This window comes from Ruegeria sp. AM5, assembly GCF_056540645.1.
The window spans coordinates 1,095,725-1,120,538 of record NZ_JBQFXC010000001.1 but is presented as its reverse complement, the minus strand read 5'-3'; the positions used below and the strand labels follow the sequence as shown (position 1 = coordinate 1,120,538).

Here is a 24,814-nt window from a genome sequence, read left to right as displayed (position 1 = left end):
TGTCTTCCGAGTTGTACAACATTCAGGTGCCCGATTGTGCCGGGCGTAGCGATGCCTATAGTCTCATATATGTTCATCTTTCTTACCATAGTGTTACTGATCGCAGGCGGGGTCGGCTATTACGTCTGGTCCAAGAGACAGGCCCGCGCGGCGCTGTTGGCGACGCGTCTGACCTCGGATCAACGGGACATCATTGATCAGCAAGTTCCCATCATCCGGCGGCTGCCCGCCGGGCTGCGCAGCCACTTGGATGGCAAGGTGAACCTGTTTCTGGATCAAGTGAGCTTCTACGGCTGCGACGGGTTGGAAGTGACTGAGGAGATGGAGCTGTCGATTGCGGCGCAGGCCTGTTTGCTCGTGATCAATAGCGACATTTGGTATGACAATCTGACGACCATTCTGATCTATCCCAATGCGTTCAAGTCAAAGCAGCAGCGGCGCTCGGGCTATGTCGTGTCCGAGAAAGAGATCGTGCGGACCGGGGAAAGCTGGGATCGCGGACCGGTCATTTTATCATGGGCACACAGCCAGCAGGGCGCTCTGGATGATCGCGACGGGCAGAACGTAGTGCTGCATGAATTTGCGCATCAGATCGATGATCTGTCCGGGGGTACAAATGGCGTACCGATCCTGAGTGAAGGGCAGACATTCGCGGAATGGGAAAAGGTGTTCCTGAGCGCCTATGACGCGCATATCGATGCGGTTGAAAGCGGGCGGCGGACAGTCATCGATCCGTATGGCGCGACCGGGCATGAAGAGTTCTTTGCCGTTTCGGTTGAAGTGTTCTTTGAGCGCCCGAAGGCGCTGAAGCACGAGGTGCCCGAGGTCTATGAGCAGCTTTCGAAACTGTTCCGGCTGAACCCGGTGGAGTGGGCTTAGCGCGCCAGATTTAGTCGGAAGCGCATCTTGGCTTTCCGCTCGGCAGGTAGGTGGCGGTTCAGGCGTTTGTTGACCCTTCCGAAGCCCCAAACGATGACCAGCGTCAGCAGGATGAAATAGAACGCCAGAATCGGGTAGGGGATGAACGGGTTGAAAGTCTTGTCCGCGAAGTAGCTGGCGTAATAGAGCGCGTCGCCCCGTTGTTGCCAGGCCGGGAAGGCCGAGAAGAAGACCAGTGTGGTGGACTGGAAGACAAAGATCGCTTCGTTCGTATAGGCGGGCCACGCCAGCCGCAGCATTGTGGGCCAAACGATACGTCGGAAGCGCGACCAACCGGACATGCCATAGGCGTCGGCGGCTTCGATATCGCCCTTGGGGATTGAACGAAGGGCGCCATAGAAGATCTCGCCCGAATAGGCGGAAGTATTCAGGAACAGCACGATCAGCGCCCCCAGCCAGGCCGAGGTGAAGGCGTCGAACATCGGATAGGGCTTCTTCAGCGAAAGGAAGAAGAAATAGGCGAAGAAGAACTGGATGAACAGCGGCGAGCCGCGGAACAAAAAGATGAACCACTCGGACGGTTTACGCAGCCATTTATTCGACGAGGCTTTGCCGACGGCCAACGCGGTGGCGAGGAAGAACCCCGTGACCATCGCCATGATCCCGAAATAGATATTCCAGATCATGCCCGAGCCGATCAGCGTGAAGTGCTCGCACAGGGTGAAATCGGTTTTGGGCAGCAGGCGCTCGCCAAAGCCCAGCGAACGGAGGCCGTAGTCCTGAATGGTCTGGATGCAGCTCATGCGGTGGTCTCCTTGCGCAGAAGCTCTCCGCCCGATGTGGCCTGACCATGGGACAGGCGGCGCATCAGTTTCTCAAGCCCGATTTCCGAGACGCGGGTCATGCCGAGGTAGAAGATCAGCAGGGCGAGGAAGTACCACATGCGCCAGTCGCCATGAGGGTAATCGGTAAAGCGGGATGTTTTTGTGCCGCCCAACTCGCGCGCCCAATAGACGATATCTTCGATGCCCAGCAGAAACAGCAGTGGCGTGGCCTTGATCAGCACCATCCACAGGTTCGATAGGCCGGGTAGGGCGTAGACCCACATTTGCGGCACCAGGATACGCCAAAAGGTCTGGCGGCGTGTCATGCCGTAGGCTGCGGCCGTCTCAAGCTGGGCGTGTGGTACAGCGCGCATGCCGCCGAACAGGACGTTGGCGGCAAACGCGCCGAACACGATAGAGAATGTGACGACGGCAAGGAAGAAGCCGTAGGTTTCATGCACCCATTCGGGTGCAGTGCCCAGCGGCAGCTTGGCGGCCTGACAGACGATGAAGTCGTTGCCCTGCCGCACCGGATCGGTCCATTCGGGGCAGAGCACTTTATGGCGCAGCCATTCAAAGCCCTGATCCAGAGCGATCACGAAGAACAGAAAGAAAGCGATATCAGGCACGCCACGCACGATGGCGATATAGGCCTTACCCAGCCAGCTAAGCGGCGGGAAATGCGATCGCGCTGCCATAGCGCCGGCAAAACCGAAGCTCAGGGCGACCGGGGCGGTGACGGCCAGCAGACCCAGCACCTTGAAGAACGACAAGTAGAACGACCAGTGGACGCCATTGGTCAGATAGCACGAGAACCAGCGGAACGTGCCCAGCGTGTCAGGATCAGCGCAGTAGGAGAACATAAGGCGTCTTTCGAACGTCTGGCCGGTCTCAGGTCCGGCAGGTCCGGCGCGCGCACGCGCCGGACAATTGGACGGAGGGCTTAGTTGGTTACGACCGAGCCGTCTGTGTTGTATGTAGCGATACCTTCGCCAAACCATTTGACCAGCATCTCGTTGAGCGTGCCGTCCGCCTTCATGGACGAAATAGCGTCATCGAACTTGCCGCGCAGTTCTGCGTCGCTCTCGCGCAGGCCCATGCCGATGCCACCGCCCAGCGGGACAAGATCGCCGACAAAGACCAGCTCGCCACCGGATTCCTCAACAATCGGGACCAAGAAGTCATAGTCCGCCAGCACCGCATCCGCTTCGCCGTTGCGCACGGCGGCGATGGTTTCTTCGGGGGTGGCGAATTCGACCAGAGTCGCGCCGGATTCAGCAACGTGACCGGCCTGAATGGTTGCGGTCTGTGCAGCGACGATGCCACCTTTCGTGTCAGCGCCATCTGAAGCAGCTACGTAAGCTGAGGCTGTCGGCGGGTAGTAGTTCTGGGTAAAGTCGATGACCTCATCGCGTTCGTCAGTGATCGACATGCCGGCGATGATGGTATCGTAGTTGCCCGAGACCAGGTTCGGAATGATCGAATCCCAGTCGTTCTTGACCCATTCGCATTCCAGACCAGCGCGCTTGCACAGCTCGTCACCGACTTCACGCTCGAAGCCGTCGATCTCACCAGCATCATTGATGAAGTTGTACGGAGGGTAGGCGCCTTCGGTGCCCATGCGCACGGTTTCGGCCATTGCGATACCGGCGGTCAACGCCAGCGCTGCGGTGGTCAGAATCAGGTTTTTCATGAGTTACTCCCCTTTATTGGTTCTGTCCGTTGGTTAAGCCGCCTGAGTGGCGGAGAGAAAGCCCTGAAGCCGTTCGGATTCAGGGGCAGTGAAAATGTCTTCGGCTGAACCCTCTTCTTCGATCAGGCCCTGATGCAGGAACACAACGTGGCTGGAGATATCCGCAGCCATCTTCATGTCATGGGTCACGATGATCATGGTGCGGCCTTCTGCGGCCAGATCCTTGATCACTTTGATCACTTCCTGTTCCAGTTCGGGATCGAGCGCTGAGGTCGGTTCGTCAAACAGCAGCGCCTGAGGTTCCATGCACAGCCCACGTGCGATTGCGGCGCGTTGTTGCTGTCCGCCCGATAGTTGCGCCGGATAGACGTCGCATTTGTCGCCAATGCCGACCTTCTCCAGATATTTGCGCGCGCTGTCTTCGACCTCGGCCTTGTCGCGGCCCATGACAGTGACCGGAGCCTCCATCACATTCTGCAGGATGGTCATATGGGCCCACAGATTGAACTGCTGGAACACCATCGACAGATTTGTGCGGATGCGCAGCACCTGCTTGGGATCGGCGGGACGGCGATGATTGTGGCTGCCAGTCCAACGGACGGGCTCGCCTTTGAACAGAATCTCGCCCTCTTGGCTGTCTTCCAACAGATTGCAGCAGCGAAGCAGGGTAGACTTCCCCGAGCCGGATGATCCGATCAGCGACACGACGTCGCCGCGATGTGCGGTGATGTCCACGCCCTTGAGCACCTCGAGTTGGCCAAAGCTTTTGTGCAGGTTCTTGATCTCAATGACGGGAGCGGCGTCTGTCACGGGCAGTCCAGATATGATTGGTGTTGGTGCGGTAATAGGGCTGAAAAATCGGGCTAATGCAATGCGCAATTGACAAGTTCACGCAGCGAAATTGCCAAATCGGGCGGTCGCGCTGTCTAAACTGTCAGTTTGTTGGGCGCATTCTGTGACTCGATGCACCATTATCGACAGGTCAGCCAGATCAATCTCTTGATTGCGGTCCAGAGATTCAGGTCACAGGATTCCGGATCAACCGAGGTGATCCTCAGCGAAACCGAATTTATTGAACTGGCTTGATCCAATCACCAAAACTGTTTGAATTTGGGAATAATTCGTTTTGAGTTAAAGATTGAAATATACGAATTCAATTCACGTAAGGGGCTTCTTGTGATCGCGCTATTATTTGCATTGTTCGCCGGCACGATGGTGCTGGCATACTTTAAGCTGGTCAGAATTTCATACGCATTGTTCGTGCTGACGCTTTTGGCGAGTGCCTACTGGCTGAAGTTTCACGCCACGACCCCCTTAACGATTCAACTGTGAGGTCGTCCAATGTCACCTGAATTTGCTCGTAACATGAATGCGATTGGTGCACTGGCGGTTTGCCTGGTTCTGGTGCTTGCCTTCTACTTTCAGCTTGTCCTTTACGAACTGCCCTGTCCGTTATGTTTGCTCCAACGCGTGGGATTCGTGGCCGTTGGGTTCGGGCTTGCTCTGAACCTGTTGTGGGGTACGCGCGCCAGAAACTATGGCATCGTGCTGGTGGCGGCGATCTTTGGGATCAGTGTTTCGATCCGGCAGATTCTGCTGCATATCGTGCCCGGAACAGGGCACTACGGCTCCCCGGTTCTGGGCCTACACTTCTATACCTGGGCGGGAGTTGCCTTTGGTTTGATCATCCTTGGCACCGCAATCATGCTGGTATTCGAGAAGCAGTATGATCTTGCGTCGGACGTTCGGGCAACCGAACGCTTCGGAGGAAGTACATTGGCCAAAACAGCGTTTTTCCTGATTTTGGCATTGGCCGTCGCGAACGCTGGTTCGGCGCTTTTGGAGTGTGGGCCCGGCATCTGTGACGATCCGCCGACAGACTACAAGTTTCTGAATGAGCTTGAAGGCAGCGATTCATAGCGCTGACAACGCCCAAAGGCTTGCCGGTTGATCAGACCTTCGCCGCCTTTTGTCTTGCAAGCGCCGAATCCACATCGCTCACGCCGAGCAGGCTGACGACAAGGCGTAGCAGAGAATCCTCTTCACCGCTGCGGTGCCCATCCGCCAGTGCGACCGACCACATGGCCTGCACAACGGCCAGGCGGTCGTCATAGGCGATGGCCTCTTTGATGGCGCGAGTAAAGCGGACGGTGTCGGGCGCCTCGGCTTCAAGGTCTTCGGCGCGGGCGCGCAGGGCTGCGGCCTCAAATGGCGACAGGCCGTAGCGTTCGGCCGAGATGCGGTCGATTCGGGCCATTTCGGTATCGGCATAGTCGTTGTCGGACCGAGCGATACGCACCAACAGGGCGGTGAGGGCCAGACGGGCATCATCTTCGACAAGCGGGTCGGGCTGCGGCTGCGTGAGCCGGGACAGGAAATCACTGAACATAAGCGTTTATATAGAGACAGCCTAGGTCGCTTCCAAGCGGCTTTGTATCCGCTCGCGTGCCGCTTTGCTGTCGTTGAAGCTGAGGCCCATGGCAATGCGGGCTTCTTCGACGATCTTGACCTCGCCCTCGTCCGAGTTGCCATCGGCCAGCACGACCTCCCACAGGGCGTCAAGCGCGGCCAAGCGTTCCTGAAGATCGGTGGTTTCGCGGATCAGTTTGCCGAATGTATCTGTTTCCGGAGCAGCTGCGTGCAATTTTTCGCAGGTGGCGCGGACCTTGGCGGCCTCGATCGCATTGTGCTGGTAAAGTCGCGCAAGAATGCGGTCGATCAGGCTGATCTCTTCCAGCTTGTAGTCGCGGTCGGCCTGCGCGACACGCACCAGCAATGCCCCCAGGGCCAGTTCGGCATCAGGATCGGGCAGTTTGTCATGTTGCGGCGGCCGAAAGGCCTGGAAGAATTTTTTCAACATATCGGCAGGATATTCCGTAATTCGAGGCGCGCCAAGCGGTGCTAGCCCTCATAGCCCTGAATAATCACAAGATCGCCGGTCGAAACCGGATCGCGCAAGGCCTTGGCGGCTTGATAGGCATCGCTTTCATAGCAGGCCAGCGCCTGTTCATAGCTGGGAAATTCGATGACAACTGTGCGGGCGCGAGCCTTGCCTTCGGGCTCGCTCCTCTCGCCGCCGCGTACAAGAAACTTGGTCCCGCAATCGGCGAATGGGGCCGCATTGGCAGCAATGTAAGATTTGTAGGTTTCAATGTCGTCTACATCGACATGGGCAACCCAGTATCCTTTGGCCACAAGGTGTCCTCCGCTGGTATCGGATGCAAGGTGCGGAGGAACAGGTTGAAATGCAATCCCCTAAAAGTGGATCATCCACCGGATTGCAGCGCGGCGCGTGCTGAATCCTGTAACCAAGCGGTCATTTGCCGATAGGGAACCGGGCCATAGCTGATCCGGGCCACGCCGAGTTTCGCCAGCGTCGGCGTGTCAGGCGTGCCGGGCAGGGCGATGATGTTGACCGGCAAGTCGGTGGCCGCGCAAAGCTGGCCGATCATGGATTCGTCTTTCAGGCCCGGCGCGAAGAACCCGCTGGCTCCGGCATCGGCGTAGGCTGCCGCGCGGGCCATGGCGTCATCCAGCATCGCTTGATCATGCGTGTCCGGAGCGGCTTTGAGGAAGATGTCAGTGCGGGCGTTGATGAAGGCGGGAACACCGGCCACGTCACAGCTTTCGCGCATCGCAGCGACACGCGCTGCCTGTGTTTCAATGTCATAAAGATCTTTAGTTCCAACGACCTGATCTTCGAAGTTAAAGCCGATTACTCCGGTTTCCAGCGCGCGTTTGACATTGGCCGATATGCCAAAAGTATCCTCGGCATAAGCGCCTTCGAGGTCCATGGTGACCGGTATATCAACCGCCTCGACAATGCGGCGAGCGTTGTCTAACGCCAACTCAAACGGGATGTTCTGGCCGTCCGAAAACCCCTGCGCCATCGCGACCGGAGCACTGCCAGTCGCCAGCGCTTTGGCCCCTGCATCGCGTACAGCGACGGCGCTGCCGGGGTCCCAAATGTTATAGAGGATGACCGGATCACCCTTCTTGTGCAGGGCGGCAAATGTTTCTGCTTGGGTAATCTGATCGGTCATGGCCGGTCTCCTGTCGCTGCTATGGCGGCAGTTAACCGTGCAAACCGCCGGCGCGTAAAGATATTTCGCGCCGACTGGTACAAATCTGTTATCGGCCCGTGATCAGACCAGACGCGAGGTGTCTTTCGCGGCGCGCACGAATTCGCGGAACAGGGGGTGCGGGTCGAAGGGTTTGGATTTCAGTTCCGGGTGATACTGAACACCAATAAACCATGGGTGATCCGACCATTCGACGATTTCCGGCAGGCGACCATCCGGGGACATGCCCGAGAAATTCAGGCCTGCCTTTTCCAGTTTGTCGCGGTACTTGATGTCGACCTCGTAGCGGTGACGGTGGCGTTCCTCAATCTGGGTGCCGCCATAGACTTCCGCGACCTTCGAGCCTTCGGCCAGAACCGCATCATAGGCGCCCAAACGCATGGTGCCGCCCTTGTCGTCTCCGACTTTGCGTTCGACCTTGTGGTTGCCCTGCACCCATTCTTTCAGGTGGTAAACAACGGGTTCAAAACGCTTTTTCCCGGCTTCATGGTCGAATTCTTCGGACCCGGCTTCGGTGATTCCCGCCGCGTTGCGTGCGGCTTCGATCACGGCCATCTGCATGCCCAGACAGATGCCCAGATAGGGCACCTTGTGCTCGCGCGCGTATTGAGCGGCCTTGATCTTGCCTTCGGTGCCGCGTTCGCCAAAACCACCGGGGACGAGGATGGCGTGGAAGCCTTCCAGATGCGGGGCGGCGTCTTCGGTGTCGAACACCTCGGCATCGACCCATTCAACCTTGACCTTGACGCGATTGGCCATGCCGCCATGGGTCAGCGCCTCGGCAATTGACTTATAGGCATCTTCAAGCTGGGTGTATTTGCCGACGATGGCTACTTTCACTTCGCCTTCGGCGTTGTGAATGCGGTCGCTGACGTCTTCCCATTTGGCCAGATCGGGCTTGGGGGCCGGGCTGATCTGGAATGCGTCCAGAACCGCCTGATCCAGACCTTCACGGTGATAGGCCAGCGGGGCGTCGTAGATGGTGCTGAGGTCTTGTGCGGCAATCACGCTGTCAGGGCGGACATTGCAGAAAAGGGCCAGCTTTTCGCGTTCTTTGGTTGGTATCGGTCCCTCGGACCGGCAGACCAGAATGTCGGGGGCTAGACCGATCGAGCGCAACTCTTTCACCGAATGCTGGGTTGGCTTGGTTTTCAACTCGCCCGAGGCTTTGATATAGGGCAGCAACGTCAGGTGCATGAAGATACACTGACCGCGCGGCTTGTCCTGACTGAACTGGCGGATCGCTTCAAAGAAGGGCAGGCCCTCAATATCACCTACGGTGCCGCCGATTTCACAGAGCATGAAATCAACTTCATCCTCGCCAATCGCGATGAAATCCTTGATCTCATTCGTGACGTGCGGGATCACCTGAATGGTTTTGCCGAGGTAATCTCCACGGCGTTCTTTCTCCAGCACGTTGGAATAAATCCGCCCCGAGCTGACCGAGTCGGTCTTGCGTGCCGCCACACCGGTGAAGCGTTCGTAATGGCCAAGGTCCAGATCGGTTTCAGCGCCGTCATCGGTAACGAATACTTCGCCATGTTCGAAGGGCGACATGGTGCCCGGATCGACGTTTAGATAGGGGTCCAGCTTGCGCAGACGCACCGAATATCCCCGGGCCTGCAACAGCGATCCCAACGCCGCCGAAGCCAGTCCTTTGCCCAAGGACGAAACCACACCACCAGTGATGAAAATAAAACGCGCCATGTTTTTCGGCTGCTCCCGTGAGACGTCATTATTAGCTGCCCGGCGGTTCGAAAAAACCGCTGCATCACGGGACTTCACGTATAAAGGATTCGCGCACATAGCGCAAGAGAACCGCAAGATGCTGTTGCAGTTCCCTTATGATTTTCTAGGTTTTGTGGCTTAGTCGGCCGCCTGCGGGATCAGCGGAGCATTGTCGCCTTGCGCCGGCGGCAACAATTCATCTGCCGATGGGACTGCCGGAGCGCTTTCCTCAGCCGGGGCCGGGGCAGGCACGCCCAAACGGTCAATCACCGAGCTGCCAGAAGATTTCTGGGCCGCCAGAATCGTCAGCGTGATCGAGGTGACGATAAAGCACGCGGCCAGGATCCATGTCAGCTTGCCCAACGCCGTTGCTGCCGCGCGGCCCGTCATGGCCCCGCCGCCACCGCCACCCATGCCAAGGCCGCCGCCTTCGGAACGTTGCATCAGCACAACGACAATCAGGCCCAAGGCCAGAAGAAGGTGGATGATGAGAACGACGTTTTCCATGGTGGTCCTGTACAGCGTGGCGTGTATCGCGTGGTACTTATGCAAGTTTGCCAGCGGGGGCAAGTCACGAGTTGGCATCACGTGCGGTGATGTTTCATATCACACCAAAGAGACTGGACAGAGCGCTGTGCTGTCGCGCAGGCTGCGCCTCATGCCACATGATGATCACGACCACCCGCACGCCCTGTTGCCTCCCGAACCCGCGCTGCGCGTCAAAGCGCTTGAGACGATTCTGACCCGCAAGGGTCTGATTGATCCTGCAGCGCTGGATGAAATCATCGATACTTATCAGAACAAGATAGGGCCACAGAACGGCGCGCATGTTGTTGCAAAGGCTTGGAGTGATCCCGATTTCAGAGCCGCGCTGCTGGCGGACGCCACATCGGTCGTGGCCGATCTGGGGTTTTACGGTCGTCAGGGTGAGCATATGGTGGTCGTCGAGAACACGCCTGAACAGCACAACATGGTCGTCTGCACCTTGTGCAGCTGTTACCCGTGGCCGCTGCTAGGAATTCCACCCGGCTGGTACAAATCTGACGCCTACCGCGCCCGCGCCGTGCGAGAGCCGCGCAAGGTCCTGTCTGAGTTTGGTGTTACCTTGCCCGAAGGTACATCGGTTCGCGTCTGGGATTCGACGGCCGAAATTCGTTACCTCGTCCTGCCGATGCGCCCAGAGGGCACAGAAGGATTGAACGCGGACGAATTGGCGGCGCTGGTCACCCGCGACAGCATGATCGGCACTGGGCTACCCAAGGTGCCGTCATGACGCGCGTACATGATATGGGAGGGCGCTTTGGTGATGGTCCGGTGAACCCGGAACCCGAAGACGCGCCGGTGTTTGCCGAAGACTGGCACGGTCGGGCGCTGGCGGTAACGCTCGCTGCGGGGTTTCTGGGGCAATGGAATATCGATGTCTCACGCCACGCGCGGGAAAGGTTGTCTCCTACGGACTACGCGCGGTTTTCTTACTATGAGAAATGGATGTCTGGTCTGGCTGATCTTCTGGTCGAAAAGGGTGTCCTGACGCTTGATGATTTGCGCGGTGTTGACGGGGATGGTGTTCATCCTCTGACTGAGCGTACTCTGAAGGCTGACGCCGTCGCAGGCGCCTTGGCCAAGGGCGGACCCGCAGATCGCCCGTCGAACGTCGCAGTTCGGTTTCAAACCGGGCAAGCCGTTCGAACCCTGGGCCACAGCGCCAATCGACTGGTTGATGGCGGCCACACCCGGTTGCCAATCTATGCCGCCGGTGCGACGGGTCGCATCCTCAGGCTGCATGGCACTCATGTCCTGCCGGATTCCAACGCCCATGGGTTGGGTGAAGCCCCTGAGCCGCTCTACGCGGTCGTGTTTCCCGCCTCAGAACTTTGGGCAAACCCTGAGCACCCGGCGGATGAAGTCGTGCTGGACCTCTGGCAGTCTTATTTGGAGCCCGCATGAGCGATTGTATCACTCACTCAGCCCCCGAGCCGATTTTTGCCGAGCCCTGGCACGCGCAGGTTTTTGCGGTCACAGTGGCCTTGAACGAAGCGGGCCGGTTTGATTGGCCGGACTGGGCGGAACGGTTTTCCAATACTTTGAAACGGAACGGCCTCAAAAAAGATCTGGATGGTGGGGACGATTACTTTCACGCTTGGTTGGAGACCTTGGAGGCGCTGCTGGCTGAGCAGGGGGAAGCGCCCACTGATGATGTCCAGGATCTTCGCAATGCATGGGAAGAGGCTTACCTGACAACACCCCACGGTCATCCCGTACAATTGCGCTAAAAGCAGAGGGGGCGCTGCCCCCGCCGCCCGTCCGGGCGACTCCCCCGAGGTACTTTTGGCCAGATGAAGCAGGGGATCCGCTCTTCATCAGGCCAAAATCACCTCCACCGGAGGCATCGCGAGCGGCACGATTTGTATCTGCGGCGAAATATCGGTTTCCCTGCCGTCTGTGCCCGGCTATATGAGCCGGGTTTGAATATTCAGCGCAAAAGGACCGGATATGGCCAACGTGGTTGTTGTCGGCGCCCAGTGGGGCGACGAAGGAAAAGGCAAGATCGTCGACTGGCTCAGTGAGCGAGCGGATGTGATCGCGCGTTTTCAGGGTGGACATAATGCCGGGCACACGCTGGTCATTGAGGGTGAGGTTTACAAACTGCATGCGCTACCTTCGGGCGTGGTACGCGGTGGAAAGCTGAGCGTGATCGGTAATGGGGTCGTTCTGGACCCTTGGCACCTGATCAAAGAGATCGGTACCATCCGCGCGCAGGGTGTCGATATCACGCCCGAGACGCTGATGATTGCCGAGAACACCCCGCTGATCCTACCGTTCCATGGCGAGCTGGATCGTGCGCGCGAAAGCCAGAACTCGGTGGCCAAGATCGGCACGACCGGTCGCGGGATCGGTCCATGCTATGAAGACAAGGTTGGTCGGCGTGTAATCCGGGTGGCTGATCTGGCTGATGATGCGACGCTGGCGCTGCGGGTCGATCGGGCTCTGGTCCATCACAATGCGCTGCGCAATGGGCTGGGGTTGGAACCTATTGATCGTGACGCGTTGATTGCGCAGTTGAAAGAGATCGCGCCGCAGATTTTGCCTTTCGCAGCACCGGTGTGGAAGGTGCTGAACGAGAAGCGCAAGGCAGGCAAGCGAATCCTGTTCGAAGGCGCACAGGGTGCGCTGCTGGATATCGATTTCGGGACCTATCCGTTTGTGACATCGTCGAATGTAATTGCGGGCCAGGCCTCGACAGGCGTTGGGATTGGGCCGGGTTCGATCGACTTCGTTTTGGGCATCGTCAAGGCGTACACGACCCGCGTGGGTGAGGGGCCTTTCCCAACCGAATTAGACGACGAAGATGGCCAACGCCTGGGCGAACGGGGGCATGAGTTCGGCACCACGACGGGGCGCAAACGCCGTTGTGGTTGGTTCGATGCCTGTCTGGTACGCCAAACCTGCGCGACCAGCGGTGTGAACGGCATCTCCCTGACCAAGCTGGATGTGTTGGACGGGTTCGAGACGCTGAAAATTTGTGTCGGGTATGAGCTGGATGGCAATCGTCTGGACTATCTGCCGACCGCCGCCGACCAGCAAGCACGTTGCACGCCGATTTACGAAGAGATGCCGGGCTGGAGCGAATCCACCGAAGGCGCGCGCAGTTGGGCAGACTTGCCTGCGAACGCGATCAAATACGTGCGCCGCGTCGAGGAATTGATCGAATGTCCGGTCGCCCTTTTGTCCACCAGCCCGGAGCGGGAGGACACCATTCTGGTGACCGACCCGTTTGCAGATTGATGAGCAGCAACGACAAACCCGGCCTCAGCTATAAGGCACGTCGGCGGTGGTCATTGGTGCTGCTGCTGATCGGGCTCCCCATCTATATCGTTGCGGTTGTGACAATCGTGAACTGGCTGGATCGCCCGCCGATCTGGCTGGAACTTCTGGTATATGTCGCGCTTGGCATTGTCTGGGCGTTGCCGTTCAAATTTGTCTTCCGCGGGGTGGGCAAAGAGGACCCGGATCAAGATCAAAGCTAAGCCGCCCGATTGTCTTGGTGTCTTCTGCGTGGCACGATGTTTGCGACTTTCTTTCGCGGCAACCAGAGGCAGATAGGGCATGAAAAACCGGGTATTAGCGGCGGTTACCACAACATGTATCGCGAGCAGCGCTCAGGCCGATGATTGGCGCTATACCATTGCGCCTTATTTCTGGGGGCCGGAATTCAGAACCTCACTGGACGTGGGACCAAACCCGCCGGTGAACGGGGATACCTCGATCTTCGACATTCTGAAGGGTGCGTTCCTGATCGCTGGTCAGGCCCGAAATGGGCGTTGGACCATTGGTGGTGAATTCAATTATCTCAATTTGGGTGACGATGTCTCGGTCGGTCGGTTTGACGATGCAGCCAGTTGGGATCTTGAAGGCACGATGGTCTCACTGGCGGCCAGCTATGCGGTCTATCAGGATGATCGGTCACGGTTGGAAGTGTTGGCCGGGCTGCGCCATTGGGACCTGGATGTTTCGACCACCGTGCTGGATCGCACCTTCAGCACAGATCAAAGCTGGACCGACCCGTTGATCGGCGCACGCTATAACTACGCGCTGAATGACCGCTGGAGCCTCACAGCGATGGGCAATATCGGCGGCTTCGGTTATGGCTCGGAATTCCAGTGGGAAGCGCTGGTGCAGGCTAGTTGGAAGTGGCGTGAGAATATCAACGTTGCGGGCGGGTATCGCCATCTGGATGTTGAGTTTGAAGACGGGCGCGATGTGATTGATCTGATCCTGACCGGCCCTTACGTGGCGCTGGCGTTCAACTTCTGAACTTGACTGGCTTTTTGGCTGCCAGCCACGAAACGAAAAAGGGCCAGAGTTTCCTCTGGCCCAATTTTGTCTTGAGGGGGAATTGGGGGATCTTGGTGTCAGCCAGCGGCACGCTCGTCGTCGCTCGGGCGGAACCCGATTTGGGTTGAGGCGGCAAAACGGCCACCTCCGGCCTTTTCGATTTTGCCGTCCCGCAGCAACTGACCGAATGAGCGCAAGCTTTCTTCGCGGTTGAACGAGTCCTGCTTGAGCGAGCGAACTTTGTTCATCAGCTGTGGACGCGAGAACTGCTCCTGACCTTCGATGAAGGACAGATAAGCCGCGGCAGCTTCCAGCAGGTCGAGTAGTGATTGGGCACCCTGTTCTTGCGCAAAGGCTGCAAAACCACCTTCTTCATCTGCAGATTCCTCGTCCGCCGAGGTGACACGGCGCGGTGTCACCGGGCCGGTGTCAGCCGTTTCGGTATCCACCCGCTGTTCAGCCACCAGTTTCAATGGTGCGGCAGCATCCGGGGTGGGGCGTTCACTGGTGACCTCGATCTCGGGTCGGCGTGGATTGACGACCGAGGCCAGATCACCGCGATAATCATCCTCGGGGGTCTGAGATTTGTCTGCGCCATCTTCGCGGTCTGCTTCGGTTGCAGCAACGGCAGTGCGCAGGTGAGAATATGTTTCGCGCTGGCCGCTGGTGGCAGGATCATCCATATGGGCGCCCGCTTCGTCCATCAGACGCGAGACGTCCTGATCCAGACCCGTCATATCGGGCAGCTCAGCCGTCGTGTTTGCCGCCAGCTCGGATTCTACCAGCGCCATTTCGTCAAGCAGCAGCGCCTCATCCTCGGCCGAGATGACGCCATGGGCGAGGCCGGTAAGATCCGGTGTTGTTTCATCTTCGTCGGTGTTGTCCTGGTCATTCAGGATGTTTGAGGGGCCTTCGTCTTCAGTTTCAGATTCGTCGTCGAGGTCCGAGAACAACACGTCCTTGTCCGTGACATCGGCTGCCGGCTGTTCGGGCGCTTCGTCCTCGTCTTCAAGATCGGCAGTGATCGCCGGTGAGATGATCGGGGCTGCTTCGACTTCGTCCTGCTCGTTGGTGGCAGGTGCGATAGGTTCTTCGTCCTGAACGGGCAGCTCAGCGATGGTTGCCATTTGCTCGGGTTCGGCAGGCTGTTCGACCTGCGGGGCCGTTGCCGGAGCGTCGTCCGTAGCAGTGTCTTCCAGATCGGCCGGGCTCAGCGCGCCGGACTCAAAAGCGGCAGAAATTGCATCTACCTTTGGCTTCACGGGCTGCAGATAGCTGACGTCTTCGTCTTCAGAGTATCCGGCAGGGGCAGCATCGGAATGCGAAACAACAGCCCGGATTCGCTGCAGCTTGGCTGCGATGCTGTCAGCGGCGGGAGCATCTTCGGATTGCGGAGCAGACGGAGCAGGGGGAACAACATCCGCGACAGGCTGAACAGGTTCAGGTGCTGTGGCTGGCGCAATTGCAGCGGGGGTCGGTGCAGCAACCGGGGCGGTTTCCGTTGCGCGCAGCAACAGGCCGGTCTCGTTCTGGCTGGCTTCAACCTTCTGTGCGGCGTCCCGCTGTGCGATCCGGGTCAGCATCTCGGCGTCAGGCTGAGGAGGTTCCGATCCGAAGTATCGGTCATCCGCTGCAAGGTCCCGGAAATACTCGGCGATCGCCTTCATTGTTTCAAATGAATCGTCAAAGCCTTCGAGGGTGCACGAGAAGGTGCCGTATGAAACGGTGAGTACCTTGTTGTTCTGTACCATCAGACGCATGTCCTTTACAAACTACCAGGTCGACTACCAGACACAGCAGGGGCAACCGACTCGAAACTCTAGCCATGAAGCTATCATTTTGTGGTTTCATTATGTCCAAAACTGGAAAATATGGTCAATCTTGTGGAAAATGGGGCAATTGTTCGCTCTGGCGGGCCAATCGGGCTGTTTGGTGGGGGCGAAATCTGTTCAGAGGATGTGAATCTGGTGCTAAATCGCGTCAATTCTGCCGTTGCGGCGGATGGCGGTGCGGCTGCGTTGATTGATTCGGGACGGATGCCGGACGCAGTGATCGGCGATTTGGACTCGATTACGGCAGAATATCGGGCCCGGATTCCCAAGGATCGGTTGTTCCGGATATCCGAGCAGAACAGCACCGATTTTGACAAGGCGCTGCGCAATATGGATGCGCCTGTGGTGCTGGCAGCAGGATTTCTGGGCGCGCGGGTGGATCATCAGTTGGTGGCGTTCAATACTCTGGTTCGGTTGCAGGATCGGCCTTGTGTCCTGTTGGGCGCACGAGAAATTGTCTTTCATGCGCCACCCAGGATCAGTCTGGAGCTCACAGTAGGAGACACGGTTTCATTGTTTCCGCTGCGGCGGGTGACCGGGCGCAGCGAGGGGCTGGAATGGCCGATTGATGATCTGGTGCTAGAACCGGACGGGCAGGTCGGAACCTCAAACCGAGCGCTAGGCGCGCTAACGCTTGAGGTCGATGGACCCGGGTTGCTGACGATCCTGCCGCGCGCGGCGTTGGATCAGGTCATGCAGGCGTTTCAGTCGGGCCGGACCGAGCGTTGGCCCGCTCGTGCAGGATAACGTAGAGCCCGGCCGCGATGGTGATGCCGATGCCTAGCGCGGCCAGCCCGTTTGGCAGATCGTGGAAGATCAGCCAGCCGATCAGGGTGGCGACCGGAATCTCTAGATATTGCATCGGGGCCAGAGTCGCAGACGGCGCATAGCGCAGAGACCATGTCATAAGTAGATGCGCCACGGTGCCCAGCACACCGATTCCCAGCAGCAGCCAGAGTGTCTCAGCCGTGGGCATGGTCAGGGACATTGCGGGCAGGCCGATTTGGGAACCCAGCAGGACAATCGGAAGCAAAAAGGCGGTCGCCATGGCCCCCGATACCGCCTGCAGTGCAACCGGGTCTGTTTCCTTGGCGATCTGCCGCGTAACCAACATGAACAGGGCGAAGACCACCGCAACGATCAGGGGCAGCAAGGCGGGCGCGCCGACCTCAGCAAAGCTGGGCTGGATCACCAGCAAGGTGCCAATGAATCCCACGACACAGGCGATCAAACGACGGGGGCCGACCTGTTCGCCCAAAACATATTTGCCCAACAGCAGCATGATGAAAGGCATTACAAAGGCGATGGCCACGGTATCGGCCAGCGGCATATATTGCAGCGCTGTGAACATCGCAGCGATCCCAATGATGTGCAGAAGGGTGCGGATCATCGTTAGGCGCAAAACGCGCGGTGTCATCTTCCATGGCTTGCCGGTCATCGCGATCAGTGGGATCAAGATCATCGCCTGAACAGCAAACCGCACCAGTACCAGCAGTCCCAAAGCTGTGGTTTCACCCAACAGCTTTGCCATCCCGTCACCCAGTGGTGCGAGCACGCAAAAACCGAGCATCAATATGATGCCGAGAACGGGGCGATCCTGAGTCATGTGCGCGACGCTAGCGGTTTCGCGGCAGAGGGGGAAGCTCTGATCTCAGGTGTCGGGCAGGGGTTGGACTTTGGTGTAATCCGGGCCGATGCAGGTGGGCAGGCCGTCACCAAGCTGCAGCCAGCTAAGCTTTTCCTCGTGCGCGACATGCAAGGCCGGACTGAGTACTTCGGGATTTTCCAGTGTCGCGACGTAGAGATGCATCACATCCGACATCACCGTCGACCGGAAGGATATCGGTGTGCCGCAATGGGGGCAGAAACTGCGCTCGACCCCGGGGGAGGAGTTGAAGCGTTTCGGTTCTTCCCCGATCCAGCGCCAATTGCCGTCGCGCACGCCGAAATAGGTGGTCATCGGAGCGGCGCATTGGCGACGGCAGCTGTCACAATGGCAGGTGACACAGGACAGAACCGGAGGATCAACCTCGTATCCAATCTTGCCGCACAGGCAGTGTCCGCGCATGTCACCCCACTTGTTCTTGCTGTCAGATCAGCAGTTCGGCACGTTGACGGCCAACCCGCCCAAAGATGTTTCTTTGTATTTCTCGTGCATATCCTCGCCGGTCTGGCGCATCGTTTCAATGGCCGCGTCCAAAGGCATAAAGTGCTTGCCGTCGCCACGCAGGGCCAGCGAGGCCGCCGAGACGGCCTTAATCGCGCCCAATCCGTTACGCTCGATACACGGCACCTGCACAAGGCCCGCGACTGGATCGCAGGTCATGCCAAGGTGATGTTCCAACGCGATCTCGGCGGCGTTTTCAACCTGCTCAGGCGTACCGCCCATCACGGCGCACATGCCTGCCGCAGCCATGGCTGACGCGCTGCCAACCTCGGCCTGACAGCCCGCTTCAGCGCCCGAGATCGAAGCGTTGAACTTGACCAGACCACCGATGGCGGCGGCGGTCAGCAGGAAATCCTCGACATGGCTTTCGGACGCGCCGGGCACGTGATCGAGGTAATAGCGCAGAACTGATGGCAGCACGCCTGCCGCGCCATTTGTAGGGGCGGTGACAACCTGCCCACCGGCTGCGTTTTCCTCGTTCACGGCCATGGCGTAGACGCTCATCCAGTCGTTGATCGTATGCGGGGCGTTCAGGTTCATGCCGCGTTCCGCCAGCAGGGCATCGTGAATGCCTTTGGCGCGGCGGCGCACGCTGAGACCACCGGGCAGGATGCCATCCGTTTTTAGCCCACGCTCGATGCAGTCATTCATGACCTGCCAAAGACGCGCGGTGCCTTTGGCAAAGCTATCCGCGCAACCGCGCGCGATCTCATTTTCGCGCTTCATCTGAGCGATGCTTTTACCGTTGTCTTTGGCCATTTGCAGCATTTCGGCGGCGGATTTGAACGGGAAGGGCACAGGCGCACCTTCGTCAGTTGCCTTGCCTTCGGCCAATTCCTCTTCCGTAAGAACAAATCCTCCACCGATGGAGTAGTAGACCTGACGCAGGATGACATCGCCTTGTGCGTCAGTGGCCATCAGGATCATACCATTGGCATGACCGGGCAGATTGTTGTCGTAGTCGAAGATCAGATCGGCTTTGGGATCAAAGCTCAGCGTCGGCAGGCCTTCGGGTGTCACCGTATGGGATTCTGCGATAGCTGCCAGTGTGGCTTCGGCCTTGTCGTTGTCATAGGTGTCAGGCACAAACCCGGCGAGGCCCAGAATGGTAGCGCGGTCGGTGGCGTGGCCGACACCCGTGAAAGCCAGCGAGCCGTGCAGTGAACCCCGCAAGCCCGCGAATTCGAACGGTGAGGCGCGCATCAGGTCAAGGAACCGTGCGGCGGCCACCATCGGACCCATGGTGTGGGAAGAAGATGGGCCGATGCCCACTTTGAACATATCGAAGACAGAGAGAAACATATCAGGTAGCTGAGCCTTCTGGAGGGTTGGCGTAGGTCGGCGAGGTGAAGGGAGTGACCCCCAGCCCCTCGGCGGCAATAGCTGCGCGGGTCGACGGGTTTGATTCTAGCTGCATCAGGATTTTTTGCAGATAAGGCGTGTCGGCGAGTTGATACCAGCTGCGGTCCGCCTTAGCGGGATAAAGCGCCATCCAGCGCATCATGCAGGCGACATATATCGTCAGGACTGAAGGGTGATCAGCACTGAACCAGTCGGGCGCTTTTTGGGCTTGAGCATCCAGCAGATTCAGGTGCTGCCGCAGCCGCGGGTGGATGCCGGAGCGTAGTGTATCGGCTTGATCTGCCGCGATGTATTTTTCGGCATAGAACAGGATTCGCAGATCGGCATGCAGGGTATTCGAGGCGAAGAACAGCCACTTCAGGAATGCCGCCCGATCAGGGCTGACCTGTGTCGGGGCTAATTGCCCATGCGTATCAGCCAGCCACAGCAGGATTGCGGCGGTCTCGAAGATCGGACCCTGGGGCGTCTCCAGCACCGGGATCAGCCCGTTCGGATTCAACGCCCGATACGCCGCACTATTCTGTGCATCGCTGGCGCGATCGACCAGTACGGTCTCATAGGGTAGGCCCATCTGTTCCAGCGCCAGTCGGATCACCAGCGAGGCGTTGTCGGGGGCGTAGTGCAGGCGGTATGGCGATTCCATGGCGACTATCTAAGGGGTCTGGCGATCACAATAGAGGCTGATTGCGACGTTTCCTATCGGAAACGCGTATTTCAGCGACATGTTAGCACAGGTATGGCGTGTTTTGCCTCTCGCAGTTGCGCGGGGCATTCCGTATAAGTCTGGCTGTATTCTTGGGGGAAGCTGCCATGACCAGAGATTTGTCGCCCATCGACAAAGCGAAATACGTTGCTGCCTGTCGCGCCGCCGATCTTGTTCAGGACGGGATGCGTGTGGGATTGGGGACAGGCTCGACCGCCGCGTGGTTGGTGCGCCGCCTGGGTGAACGGGTGCGCGATGAGGGGTTGAAAATCAAGGGCGTTCCGACGTCGACCGCGACGGCGCAATTGGCGCGGGAAGAAGGGATCGAGGTCGTCTCGCTGGATCAGGCCGGCTGGTTGGACCTGACGATCGACGGCGCGGATGAGTTCGATGGCGAGTTCAACCTGATCAAGGGCGGTGGTGCTGCGCTGTTGCAGGAAAAGATTGTGGCCACAGCCAGCGATCAGATGGTGGTGATCGCGGATGCAGGCAAAGAGGTTGAGACGCTGGGCGCATTCCCTCTGCCGGTTGAGGTGATCCCGTTCGGCTGGCAGACCACCCGCACCCTGATTGAAGAAGCGCTGGACACAATGGATGTGCTGGGCACCTCGGTCACTTTGCGCATGAACGGTGAGGCGCCCAAGGTTACAGATGAGGGCAATCACATTCTGGACCTGCATCTCAAGCGGATCGGCAATGCCCGCCAATTGGCACTGGTAATGAATCAGATCCCGGGTGTGGTCGAAAATGGGCTGTTCATTGATATTTGCGACAAGGTTGTCATTGGTTATGGCGATGGCCGGGTCGAATTGCGTGATATCAATGAGGGTACAGTCCTGACCGATATGCTGGGTGACGGTGGGGACAACCTGTTTTCCGATCTGGCGGACTAAAGATCAGGCAAGTAGCGCGATAAACTGCAGAAGAAAAATCACTATTTCCCGCGTCAGGGGTTGGCAGTTCAGGATTTGCGCCCAGATATCCAGTGAATTTTGGCCACGCGGAATAAAAGGAACTCGTACATGAGCTTTGACTATGATCTGTTCGTCATCGGAGGCGGCTCGGGCGGAGTTCGCGCGGCACGGGTGGCGGCGGGTGAAAACGGCGCCAAGGTGGCTCTGGCGGAAGAGGATCGTTACGGCGGAACCTGCGTGATCCGTGGCTGTGTACCCAAGAAGCTGATGGTTTTCGCCAGCGAGTTCGCGGATACGGTCGGGGACGCGCAGGCTTATGGCTGGGACATGCAGCCGGGTGCGTTCAACTGGAACACTTTCAAAGTTAAGCTGCACGCAGAGCTCGATCGGTTGGAAGGTATCTACCGCAATATCCTGAAGAACAATGGTGTCGAGAGTTTCGACCAGCGTGCTCATGTCGTTGATCCGCATACGGTGGAACTGGCTGATGGTACCCGCAAGTCAGCCAAGCATATTCTTGTCGCAACGGGCGGTCGCCCGGTTGTACCCGAGTTCCCCGGATCTGATCTTGCGATCACCTCGAATGAGATTTTCCACCTGGAGGAACTGCCCGAATCCATGCTGATCGTTGGCGGTGGCTATATCGCCTGTGAATTTGCCGGGATCATGAATGGGATGGGGGTCAAAACGACTCAGTTCTATCGCGGGGCGCAGATTCTGAGGGGCTTTGATGATGAGGCGCGCGGGCTGATCAGTGAAGAGATGTGCCAGAACGGGATCGACCTGCATCTGGGTACCAACGTGCTTGAGATGAAAAAGCAAGGCGACAAAATCTGGGTGAAGGCCACAAATGGCTCCGAGCAGCTATTCGACGTTGTGATGTATGCCACGGGTCGCGCGCCGAATGCGGATGATCTGGGGCTTGAGGCTTTGGGCGTTGCGCGCGGTCGCAAGGGTGAGATCATCGTGGATGAGTACAGCCAGACAGGCGTGCCCTCGATATTTGCCATTGGTGATGTAACCGATCGGGTGAACCTGACCCCTGTGGCGATCCGCGAAGGCATGGCCTTTGTCGAGACCGTCTTTAAAGGCAACCCAACGCCCGTTGATCACGAACTGATCCCGACCGCCATCTTTACCCAGCCGGAAATGGGTACTGTGGGCCTCAGCGAGGAAGCGGCTGCGGAACAGGAACCGATCGAGGTTTATGCGACCTCATTCAAGCCCATGCAGAAGGCGTTTGCCGGAGGCACACAGCGCGTGCTGATGAAGCTGATCGTGTCGCAAGAGACGCGGAAAATCCTCGGCTGTCACATCGTTGCGCCAGGCGCGGGTGAGATGATCCAACTTGCCGGAATTGCCGTAAAGATGGGTGCCACCAAAGAAGATTTCGACCGTACGGTTGCAGTTCATCCGGTGATGGCCGAAGAACTGGTGACAATGCGGCAACCTGTGCGCACGGCTTGATTTGCAAGCGCGCGCACACACGTTACAAGGGAACCCGTGATCACACGGTCCAACACAAGGGAAAAGATACATATGGCGGGCAACAGCGGCGGCCCCTGGGGGGGCGGAGGCTCATCCGGAGGCGGAGGAAATCGGGGTAACAACGGGGATGGGCGCAAGCCCCCCGAAGGTGACGGCCCGCAGATCCCCGAGATCGATGAGCTGATGAAAAAGGGCCAGGAACAGCTGCGCGTCCTGATGGGCGGTCGCGGCGGCGGTGGCCGTGGTACAAATGGTTCGGGCGGCGGCGGTGGACCCGCGTTTACTAAGGGAACCGTTGCGATTGGTCTGCTTGTTGCGGCTGGTCTTTGGGGTTTGGCGAGCTTCTATACCGTCAAACCGGAAGAACAATCCGTCGAACTATTTCTGGGCGAATTCTCGGCTGTGGGAAATCCGGGCCTGAATTTTGCCCCGTGGCCGTTTGTAACCGCCGAGGTCATTCCGGTGACCCGCGAACAGAACGAAGACATGGGCGGTGCTCGTGGCAGCGACGATGGTCTGATGTTGACCGGTGACGAGAATGTGGTTGATATCGATTATCAGGTTGTCTGGAACATCAACGACCCGGCGAAATTCCTGTTCAACCTGCGTGATCCGCGCCAGACGATCCGCGCCGTGTCTGAATCGGCGATGCGTGAGATTATTGCGCAGAGCGAACTTGCGCCGATCTTGAACCGGGATCGCGGTATCATTGCTGATCGCCTGCAGGAACTGATCCAAGAGACAATGGACAGCTACGATTCGGGTGTGAACATCGTTCGTGTGAACTTTGACAAGGCTGACCCACCGCAGGACGTGATTGCCGCGTTCCGCGACGTTCAGGCCGCCGCGCAGGAGCGTGACAGGTTGCAGAACGTCGCTGACGCCTATGCCAACCGCGTTCTCGCTGAGGCGCGTGGTGAAGCCGCGCAGGTACTGGAAGAGGCTGAAGCTTATCGTGCCCAGCAGATCAACGGTGCACAGGGTGAAGCCAGCCGCTTTAGCGCGGTTTTGGAGGAGTATTCCAAAGCACCTGATGTGACCCGCAAACGTCTGTATCTGGAACGCATGGAGCAGGTGCTGGGTGACGTGGACAAGATCATTCTGGATGAAAACTCGACAGGATCGGGGCAGGGCGTCGTGCCTTATCTGCCGCTCAACGAATTGCGCCGTAACCCTGCAGGGGAGAGCAACTGATGCGTAAGACAACGTTTATTCTGCCGATCATCTTTCTTGCGATTGTCGGTGTTCTGTCCTCGATCTTCATTGTGGACGAGCGTGAACGAGCTCTGGTTCTGCAATTTGGTCGCGTTGTTGCGGTTAAGGAAGATCCGGGGCTGGCATTCAAAATCCCGCTGATTCAGGAAGTGGTGCGGTATGACGACCGTATCCTGTCGATTGACGTTCAGCCGCTGGAAGTGACGCCTCTGGACGATCGTCGTCTGGTGGTCGATGCCTTCGCACGCTACCGGATTTCTGATCTGGAACAGTTCCGTCAGGCCGTTGGTGTCGGCGGTATCCCGGTTGCCGAGGATCGTCTGGACCGCATTCTGCGCGCCGAAACCCGCGAAGTACTGGGTTCGGTTTCGTCCCGTGACATCCTGAGTTCGGATCGTGCCGCACTGATGCTGCGTATCCGCAACAGCGCGATTGCACAGGCACGTGCGCTGGGCGTGAACGTAATCGACGTGCGTCTGAAGGCGACCGATCTGCCGCAGGCCAACCTTGAGGCGACGTTTGACCGGATGAAGGCAGAACGTGAACGTGAAGCGACCGACGAACGCGCCCGCGGTAACGAAGCCGCGCAGCGTGTGCGCGCGCAGGCCGACCGGACCGTGGTTGAACTGGTTTCCGACGCCAACCGTGAGGCCGAGATCATTCGCGGTGAGGCCGATGCCGAACGCAACGCGATCTTCGCCGAAGCCTATGGTGCCGATCCGGAGTTCTTTGAATTCTACCGTTCGCTGACCGCCTATGAGAATGCCCTGCAAGGCAGCAACAGCTCGTTGATCCTGAGCCCGGACTCGGAGTTCTTCAACTACCTTGCTTCTCCGACCGGGCGTCGGGCACCGGCAGCTGCGGCCGCTGAGTGATGGGCATGATCCTTCTGGCCTTCGGGCTGGTACTGATTGTCGAGGGGCTGGCCTATGCGCTGGCCCCTTCGCTTATTGAACGCATGCTTGAGGCGCTGCGCGCGTTGCCGGAACAGGCGCGGCGGCTGGTCGGGCTGCTTTGTGTGGTCAGTGGGCTGGTGCTGCTGTGGGGCGCATATCAGGTCGGTTTTTGATGCGATGGTTTCACGCACCGGT

30 protein-coding genes are annotated in these 24,814 nt (G+C 58.5%); 15 read left to right on the top strand and 15 right to left on the bottom strand.

Annotated features, from left to right (window positions below):
• Nucleotides 1–69: 69 nt before the first annotated feature.
• Nucleotides 70–879, top strand: a complete 810-nt coding sequence (locus tag ACR0AH_RS05665; RefSeq protein WP_480590792.1) for a M90 family metallopeptidase — start codon at nt 70–72, stop codon at nt 877–879.
• Here the strand turns inward: ACR0AH_RS05665 and ACR0AH_RS05660 are convergent.
• From ACR0AH_RS05660 to ACR0AH_RS05645, 4 genes are all read right to left on the bottom strand, one after another.
• A complete protein-coding gene (locus tag ACR0AH_RS05660; protein WP_170393602.1) occupies nt 876–1,682 on the bottom strand; it encodes an ABC transporter permease in 807 nt (268 codons plus the stop codon). The two genes, ACR0AH_RS05665 and ACR0AH_RS05660, sit on opposite strands and share 4 nt — an antisense overlap.
• Entirely contained in the window at nt 1,679–2,566 is an 888-nt protein-coding gene (locus ACR0AH_RS05655; protein ID WP_170393600.1) for an ABC transporter permease, read from the bottom strand. The genes ACR0AH_RS05660 and ACR0AH_RS05655 overlap by 4 nt, the downstream gene beginning before the upstream one ends.
• A gap of 80 nt (nt 2,567–2,646) precedes the next feature.
• A complete protein-coding gene (locus ACR0AH_RS05650) occupies nt 2,647–3,396 on the bottom strand; it encodes a transporter substrate-binding domain-containing protein (RefSeq protein ID WP_170393598.1) in 750 nt (249 codons plus the stop codon).
• A gap of 33 nt (nt 3,397–3,429) precedes the next feature.
• Complete coding sequence (locus ACR0AH_RS05645; protein ID WP_170393596.1) at nt 3,430–4,206, bottom strand: ABC transporter ATP-binding protein; 777 nt, start codon at nt 4,204–4,206, stop codon at nt 3,430–3,432.
• Nucleotides 4,207–4,572: 366 nt separating this feature from the next.
• Here ACR0AH_RS05645 and ACR0AH_RS05640 point away from each other — a divergent pair, with 366 nt between their 5' ends.
• Both ACR0AH_RS05640 and ACR0AH_RS05635 read left to right on the top strand, forming a co-directional pair.
• Nucleotides 4,573–4,728, top strand: a complete 156-nt coding sequence (locus ACR0AH_RS05640) for a DUF5993 family protein (RefSeq protein ID WP_223118239.1) — start codon at nt 4,573–4,575, stop codon at nt 4,726–4,728.
• A gap of 9 nt (nt 4,729–4,737) precedes the next feature.
• Nucleotides 4,738–5,316 (top strand): disulfide bond formation protein B, encoded by a 579-nt coding sequence (locus ACR0AH_RS05635; RefSeq protein WP_170393594.1) that lies wholly within the window; start codon nt 4,738–4,740, stop codon nt 5,314–5,316.
• Nucleotides 5,317–5,347: 31 nt separating this feature from the next.
• On the opposite strand, the gene ACR0AH_RS05630 is transcribed toward ACR0AH_RS05635, so the two are convergent.
• The 6 genes from ACR0AH_RS05630 to secG all read right to left on the bottom strand — a co-directional run bounded on the left by ACR0AH_RS05630 (nt 5,348) and on the right by secG (nt 9,713).
• The gene (locus ACR0AH_RS05630) at nt 5,348–5,785 is read right to left on the bottom strand and encodes a tellurite resistance TerB family protein (RefSeq protein WP_170393592.1); all 438 of its coding nucleotides are present in this window, start codon (nt 5,783–5,785) and stop codon (nt 5,348–5,350) included.
• A 21-nt stretch (nt 5,786–5,806) separates the two neighbouring features.
• Complete coding sequence (locus tag ACR0AH_RS05625; protein ID WP_170393590.1) at nt 5,807–6,256, bottom strand: tellurite resistance TerB family protein; 450 nt, start codon at nt 6,254–6,256, stop codon at nt 5,807–5,809.
• Nucleotides 6,257–6,297: 41 nt separating this feature from the next.
• Nucleotides 6,298–6,591 carry a DUF1330 domain-containing protein gene (locus ACR0AH_RS05620; RefSeq protein ID WP_480590790.1) on the bottom strand — a complete coding sequence of 98 codons (294 nt, stop codon included), beginning with the start codon at nt 6,589–6,591 and terminating at the stop codon, nt 6,298–6,300.
• A 71-nt stretch (nt 6,592–6,662) separates the two neighbouring features.
• A complete protein-coding gene (locus ACR0AH_RS05615; protein ID WP_170393586.1) occupies nt 6,663–7,439 on the bottom strand; it encodes an isocitrate lyase/PEP mutase family protein in 777 nt (258 codons plus the stop codon).
• A gap of 102 nt (nt 7,440–7,541) precedes the next feature.
• Nucleotides 7,542–9,185, bottom strand: coding sequence for a CTP synthase (locus ACR0AH_RS05610; protein ID WP_480590788.1), 1,644 nt, complete (start codon nt 9,183–9,185; stop codon nt 7,542–7,544).
• Between the two features lie 159 nt (nt 9,186–9,344).
• Nucleotides 9,345–9,713: a preprotein translocase subunit SecG gene (gene secG / locus ACR0AH_RS05605; protein ID WP_010439184.1), complete on the bottom strand. Its 369-nt coding sequence runs from the start codon at nt 9,711–9,713 to the stop codon at nt 9,345–9,347.
• 151 nt (nt 9,714–9,864) lie between these two features.
• Between secG and nthA the strand changes: the two genes are divergently transcribed.
• From nthA to ACR0AH_RS05575, 6 genes are all read left to right on the top strand, one after another.
• Nucleotides 9,865–10,479 (top strand): nitrile hydratase subunit alpha, encoded by a 615-nt coding sequence (gene nthA, locus ACR0AH_RS05600; RefSeq protein ID WP_170393582.1) that lies wholly within the window; start codon nt 9,865–9,867, stop codon nt 10,477–10,479.
• The gene (nthB, locus tag ACR0AH_RS05595) at nt 10,476–11,153 is read left to right on the top strand and encodes a nitrile hydratase subunit beta (protein WP_480590786.1); all 678 of its coding nucleotides are present in this window, start codon (nt 10,476–10,478) and stop codon (nt 11,151–11,153) included. Before nthA ends, nthB begins: the two co-directional genes overlap by 4 nt.
• Nucleotides 11,150–11,479 carry a nitrile hydratase accessory protein gene (locus tag ACR0AH_RS05590; RefSeq protein WP_170510675.1) on the top strand — a complete coding sequence of 110 codons (330 nt, stop codon included), beginning with the start codon at nt 11,150–11,152 and terminating at the stop codon, nt 11,477–11,479. Before nthB ends, ACR0AH_RS05590 begins: the two co-directional genes overlap by 4 nt.
• Nucleotides 11,480–11,699: 220 nt before the next feature.
• Nucleotides 11,700–12,992: an adenylosuccinate synthase gene (locus ACR0AH_RS05585; RefSeq protein WP_170465502.1), complete on the top strand. Its 1,293-nt coding sequence runs from the start codon at nt 11,700–11,702 to the stop codon at nt 12,990–12,992.
• Nucleotides 12,992–13,234 carry a DUF2842 domain-containing protein gene (locus ACR0AH_RS05580; protein ID WP_170393574.1) on the top strand — a complete coding sequence of 81 codons (243 nt, stop codon included), beginning with the start codon at nt 12,992–12,994 and terminating at the stop codon, nt 13,232–13,234. Before ACR0AH_RS05585 ends, ACR0AH_RS05580 begins: the two co-directional genes overlap by 1 nt.
• A gap of 79 nt (nt 13,235–13,313) precedes the next feature.
• The gene (locus ACR0AH_RS05575; protein ID WP_170645835.1) at nt 13,314–14,021 is read left to right on the top strand and encodes a YfaZ family protein; all 708 of its coding nucleotides are present in this window, start codon (nt 13,314–13,316) and stop codon (nt 14,019–14,021) included.
• A 98-nt stretch (nt 14,022–14,119) separates the two neighbouring features.
• Here the strand turns inward: ACR0AH_RS05575 and ACR0AH_RS05570 are convergent, their stop codons facing one another.
• Nucleotides 14,120–15,793, bottom strand: coding sequence for a hypothetical protein (locus ACR0AH_RS05570; RefSeq protein WP_480590783.1), 1,674 nt, complete (start codon nt 15,791–15,793; stop codon nt 14,120–14,122).
• Nucleotides 15,794–15,913: 120 nt separating this feature from the next.
• Between ACR0AH_RS05570 and ACR0AH_RS05565 the strand changes: the two genes are divergently transcribed.
• Nucleotides 15,914–16,621 carry a thiamine diphosphokinase gene (locus ACR0AH_RS05565; RefSeq protein WP_170645837.1) on the top strand — a complete coding sequence of 236 codons (708 nt, stop codon included), beginning with the start codon at nt 15,914–15,916 and terminating at the stop codon, nt 16,619–16,621.
• Here ACR0AH_RS05565 and ACR0AH_RS05560 read toward each other — a convergent pair.
• The 4 genes from ACR0AH_RS05560 to ACR0AH_RS05545 are packed head-to-tail and all read right to left on the bottom strand — an operon-like array spanning nt 16,566 to nt 20,046.
• Nucleotides 16,566–17,480, bottom strand: a complete 915-nt coding sequence (locus ACR0AH_RS05560; RefSeq protein ID WP_480590781.1) for a DMT family transporter — start codon at nt 17,478–17,480, stop codon at nt 16,566–16,568. The two genes, ACR0AH_RS05565 and ACR0AH_RS05560, sit on opposite strands and share 56 nt — an antisense overlap.
• Nucleotides 17,481–17,525: 45 nt before the next feature.
• On the bottom strand, nt 17,526–17,942 hold the full coding sequence (locus ACR0AH_RS05555; protein ID WP_480590779.1) for a GFA family protein: 417 nt from the start codon (nt 17,940–17,942) through the stop codon (nt 17,526–17,528).
• Between the two features lie 27 nt (nt 17,943–17,969).
• The gene (locus ACR0AH_RS05550; RefSeq protein ID WP_480590777.1) at nt 17,970–19,343 is read right to left on the bottom strand and encodes an L-serine ammonia-lyase; all 1,374 of its coding nucleotides are present in this window, start codon (nt 19,341–19,343) and stop codon (nt 17,970–17,972) included.
• A 1-nt stretch (nt 19,344) separates the two neighbouring features.
• Nucleotides 19,345–20,046: a glutathione S-transferase family protein gene (locus ACR0AH_RS05545; RefSeq protein WP_480590775.1), complete on the bottom strand. Its 702-nt coding sequence runs from the start codon at nt 20,044–20,046 to the stop codon at nt 19,345–19,347.
• 167 nt (nt 20,047–20,213) lie between these two features.
• On the opposite strand from ACR0AH_RS05545, the gene rpiA reads away from it, so the two are divergent.
• From rpiA to ACR0AH_RS05520, 5 genes are all read left to right on the top strand, one after another.
• A complete protein-coding gene (gene rpiA, locus ACR0AH_RS05540) occupies nt 20,214–20,999 on the top strand; it encodes a ribose-5-phosphate isomerase RpiA (protein WP_170645840.1) in 786 nt (261 codons plus the stop codon).
• A 129-nt stretch (nt 21,000–21,128) separates the two neighbouring features.
• Nucleotides 21,129–22,487: a glutathione-disulfide reductase gene (gor, locus tag ACR0AH_RS05535; protein ID WP_170735319.1), complete on the top strand. Its 1,359-nt coding sequence runs from the start codon at nt 21,129–21,131 to the stop codon at nt 22,485–22,487.
• Between the two features lie 72 nt (nt 22,488–22,559).
• A complete protein-coding gene (gene hflK / locus ACR0AH_RS05530; protein WP_170393723.1) occupies nt 22,560–23,702 on the top strand; it encodes an FtsH protease activity modulator HflK in 1,143 nt (380 codons plus the stop codon).
• Nucleotides 23,702–24,598: a protease modulator HflC gene (gene hflC / locus ACR0AH_RS05525; protein ID WP_170393556.1), complete on the top strand. Its 897-nt coding sequence runs from the start codon at nt 23,702–23,704 to the stop codon at nt 24,596–24,598. Before hflK ends, hflC begins: the two co-directional genes overlap by 1 nt.
• Nucleotides 24,598–24,792, top strand: a complete 195-nt coding sequence (locus tag ACR0AH_RS05520) for a DUF2065 domain-containing protein (RefSeq protein WP_170393554.1) — start codon at nt 24,598–24,600, stop codon at nt 24,790–24,792. The genes hflC and ACR0AH_RS05520 overlap by 1 nt, the downstream gene beginning before the upstream one ends.
• The last annotated feature ends 22 nt before the right edge of the window (nt 24,793–24,814 follow it).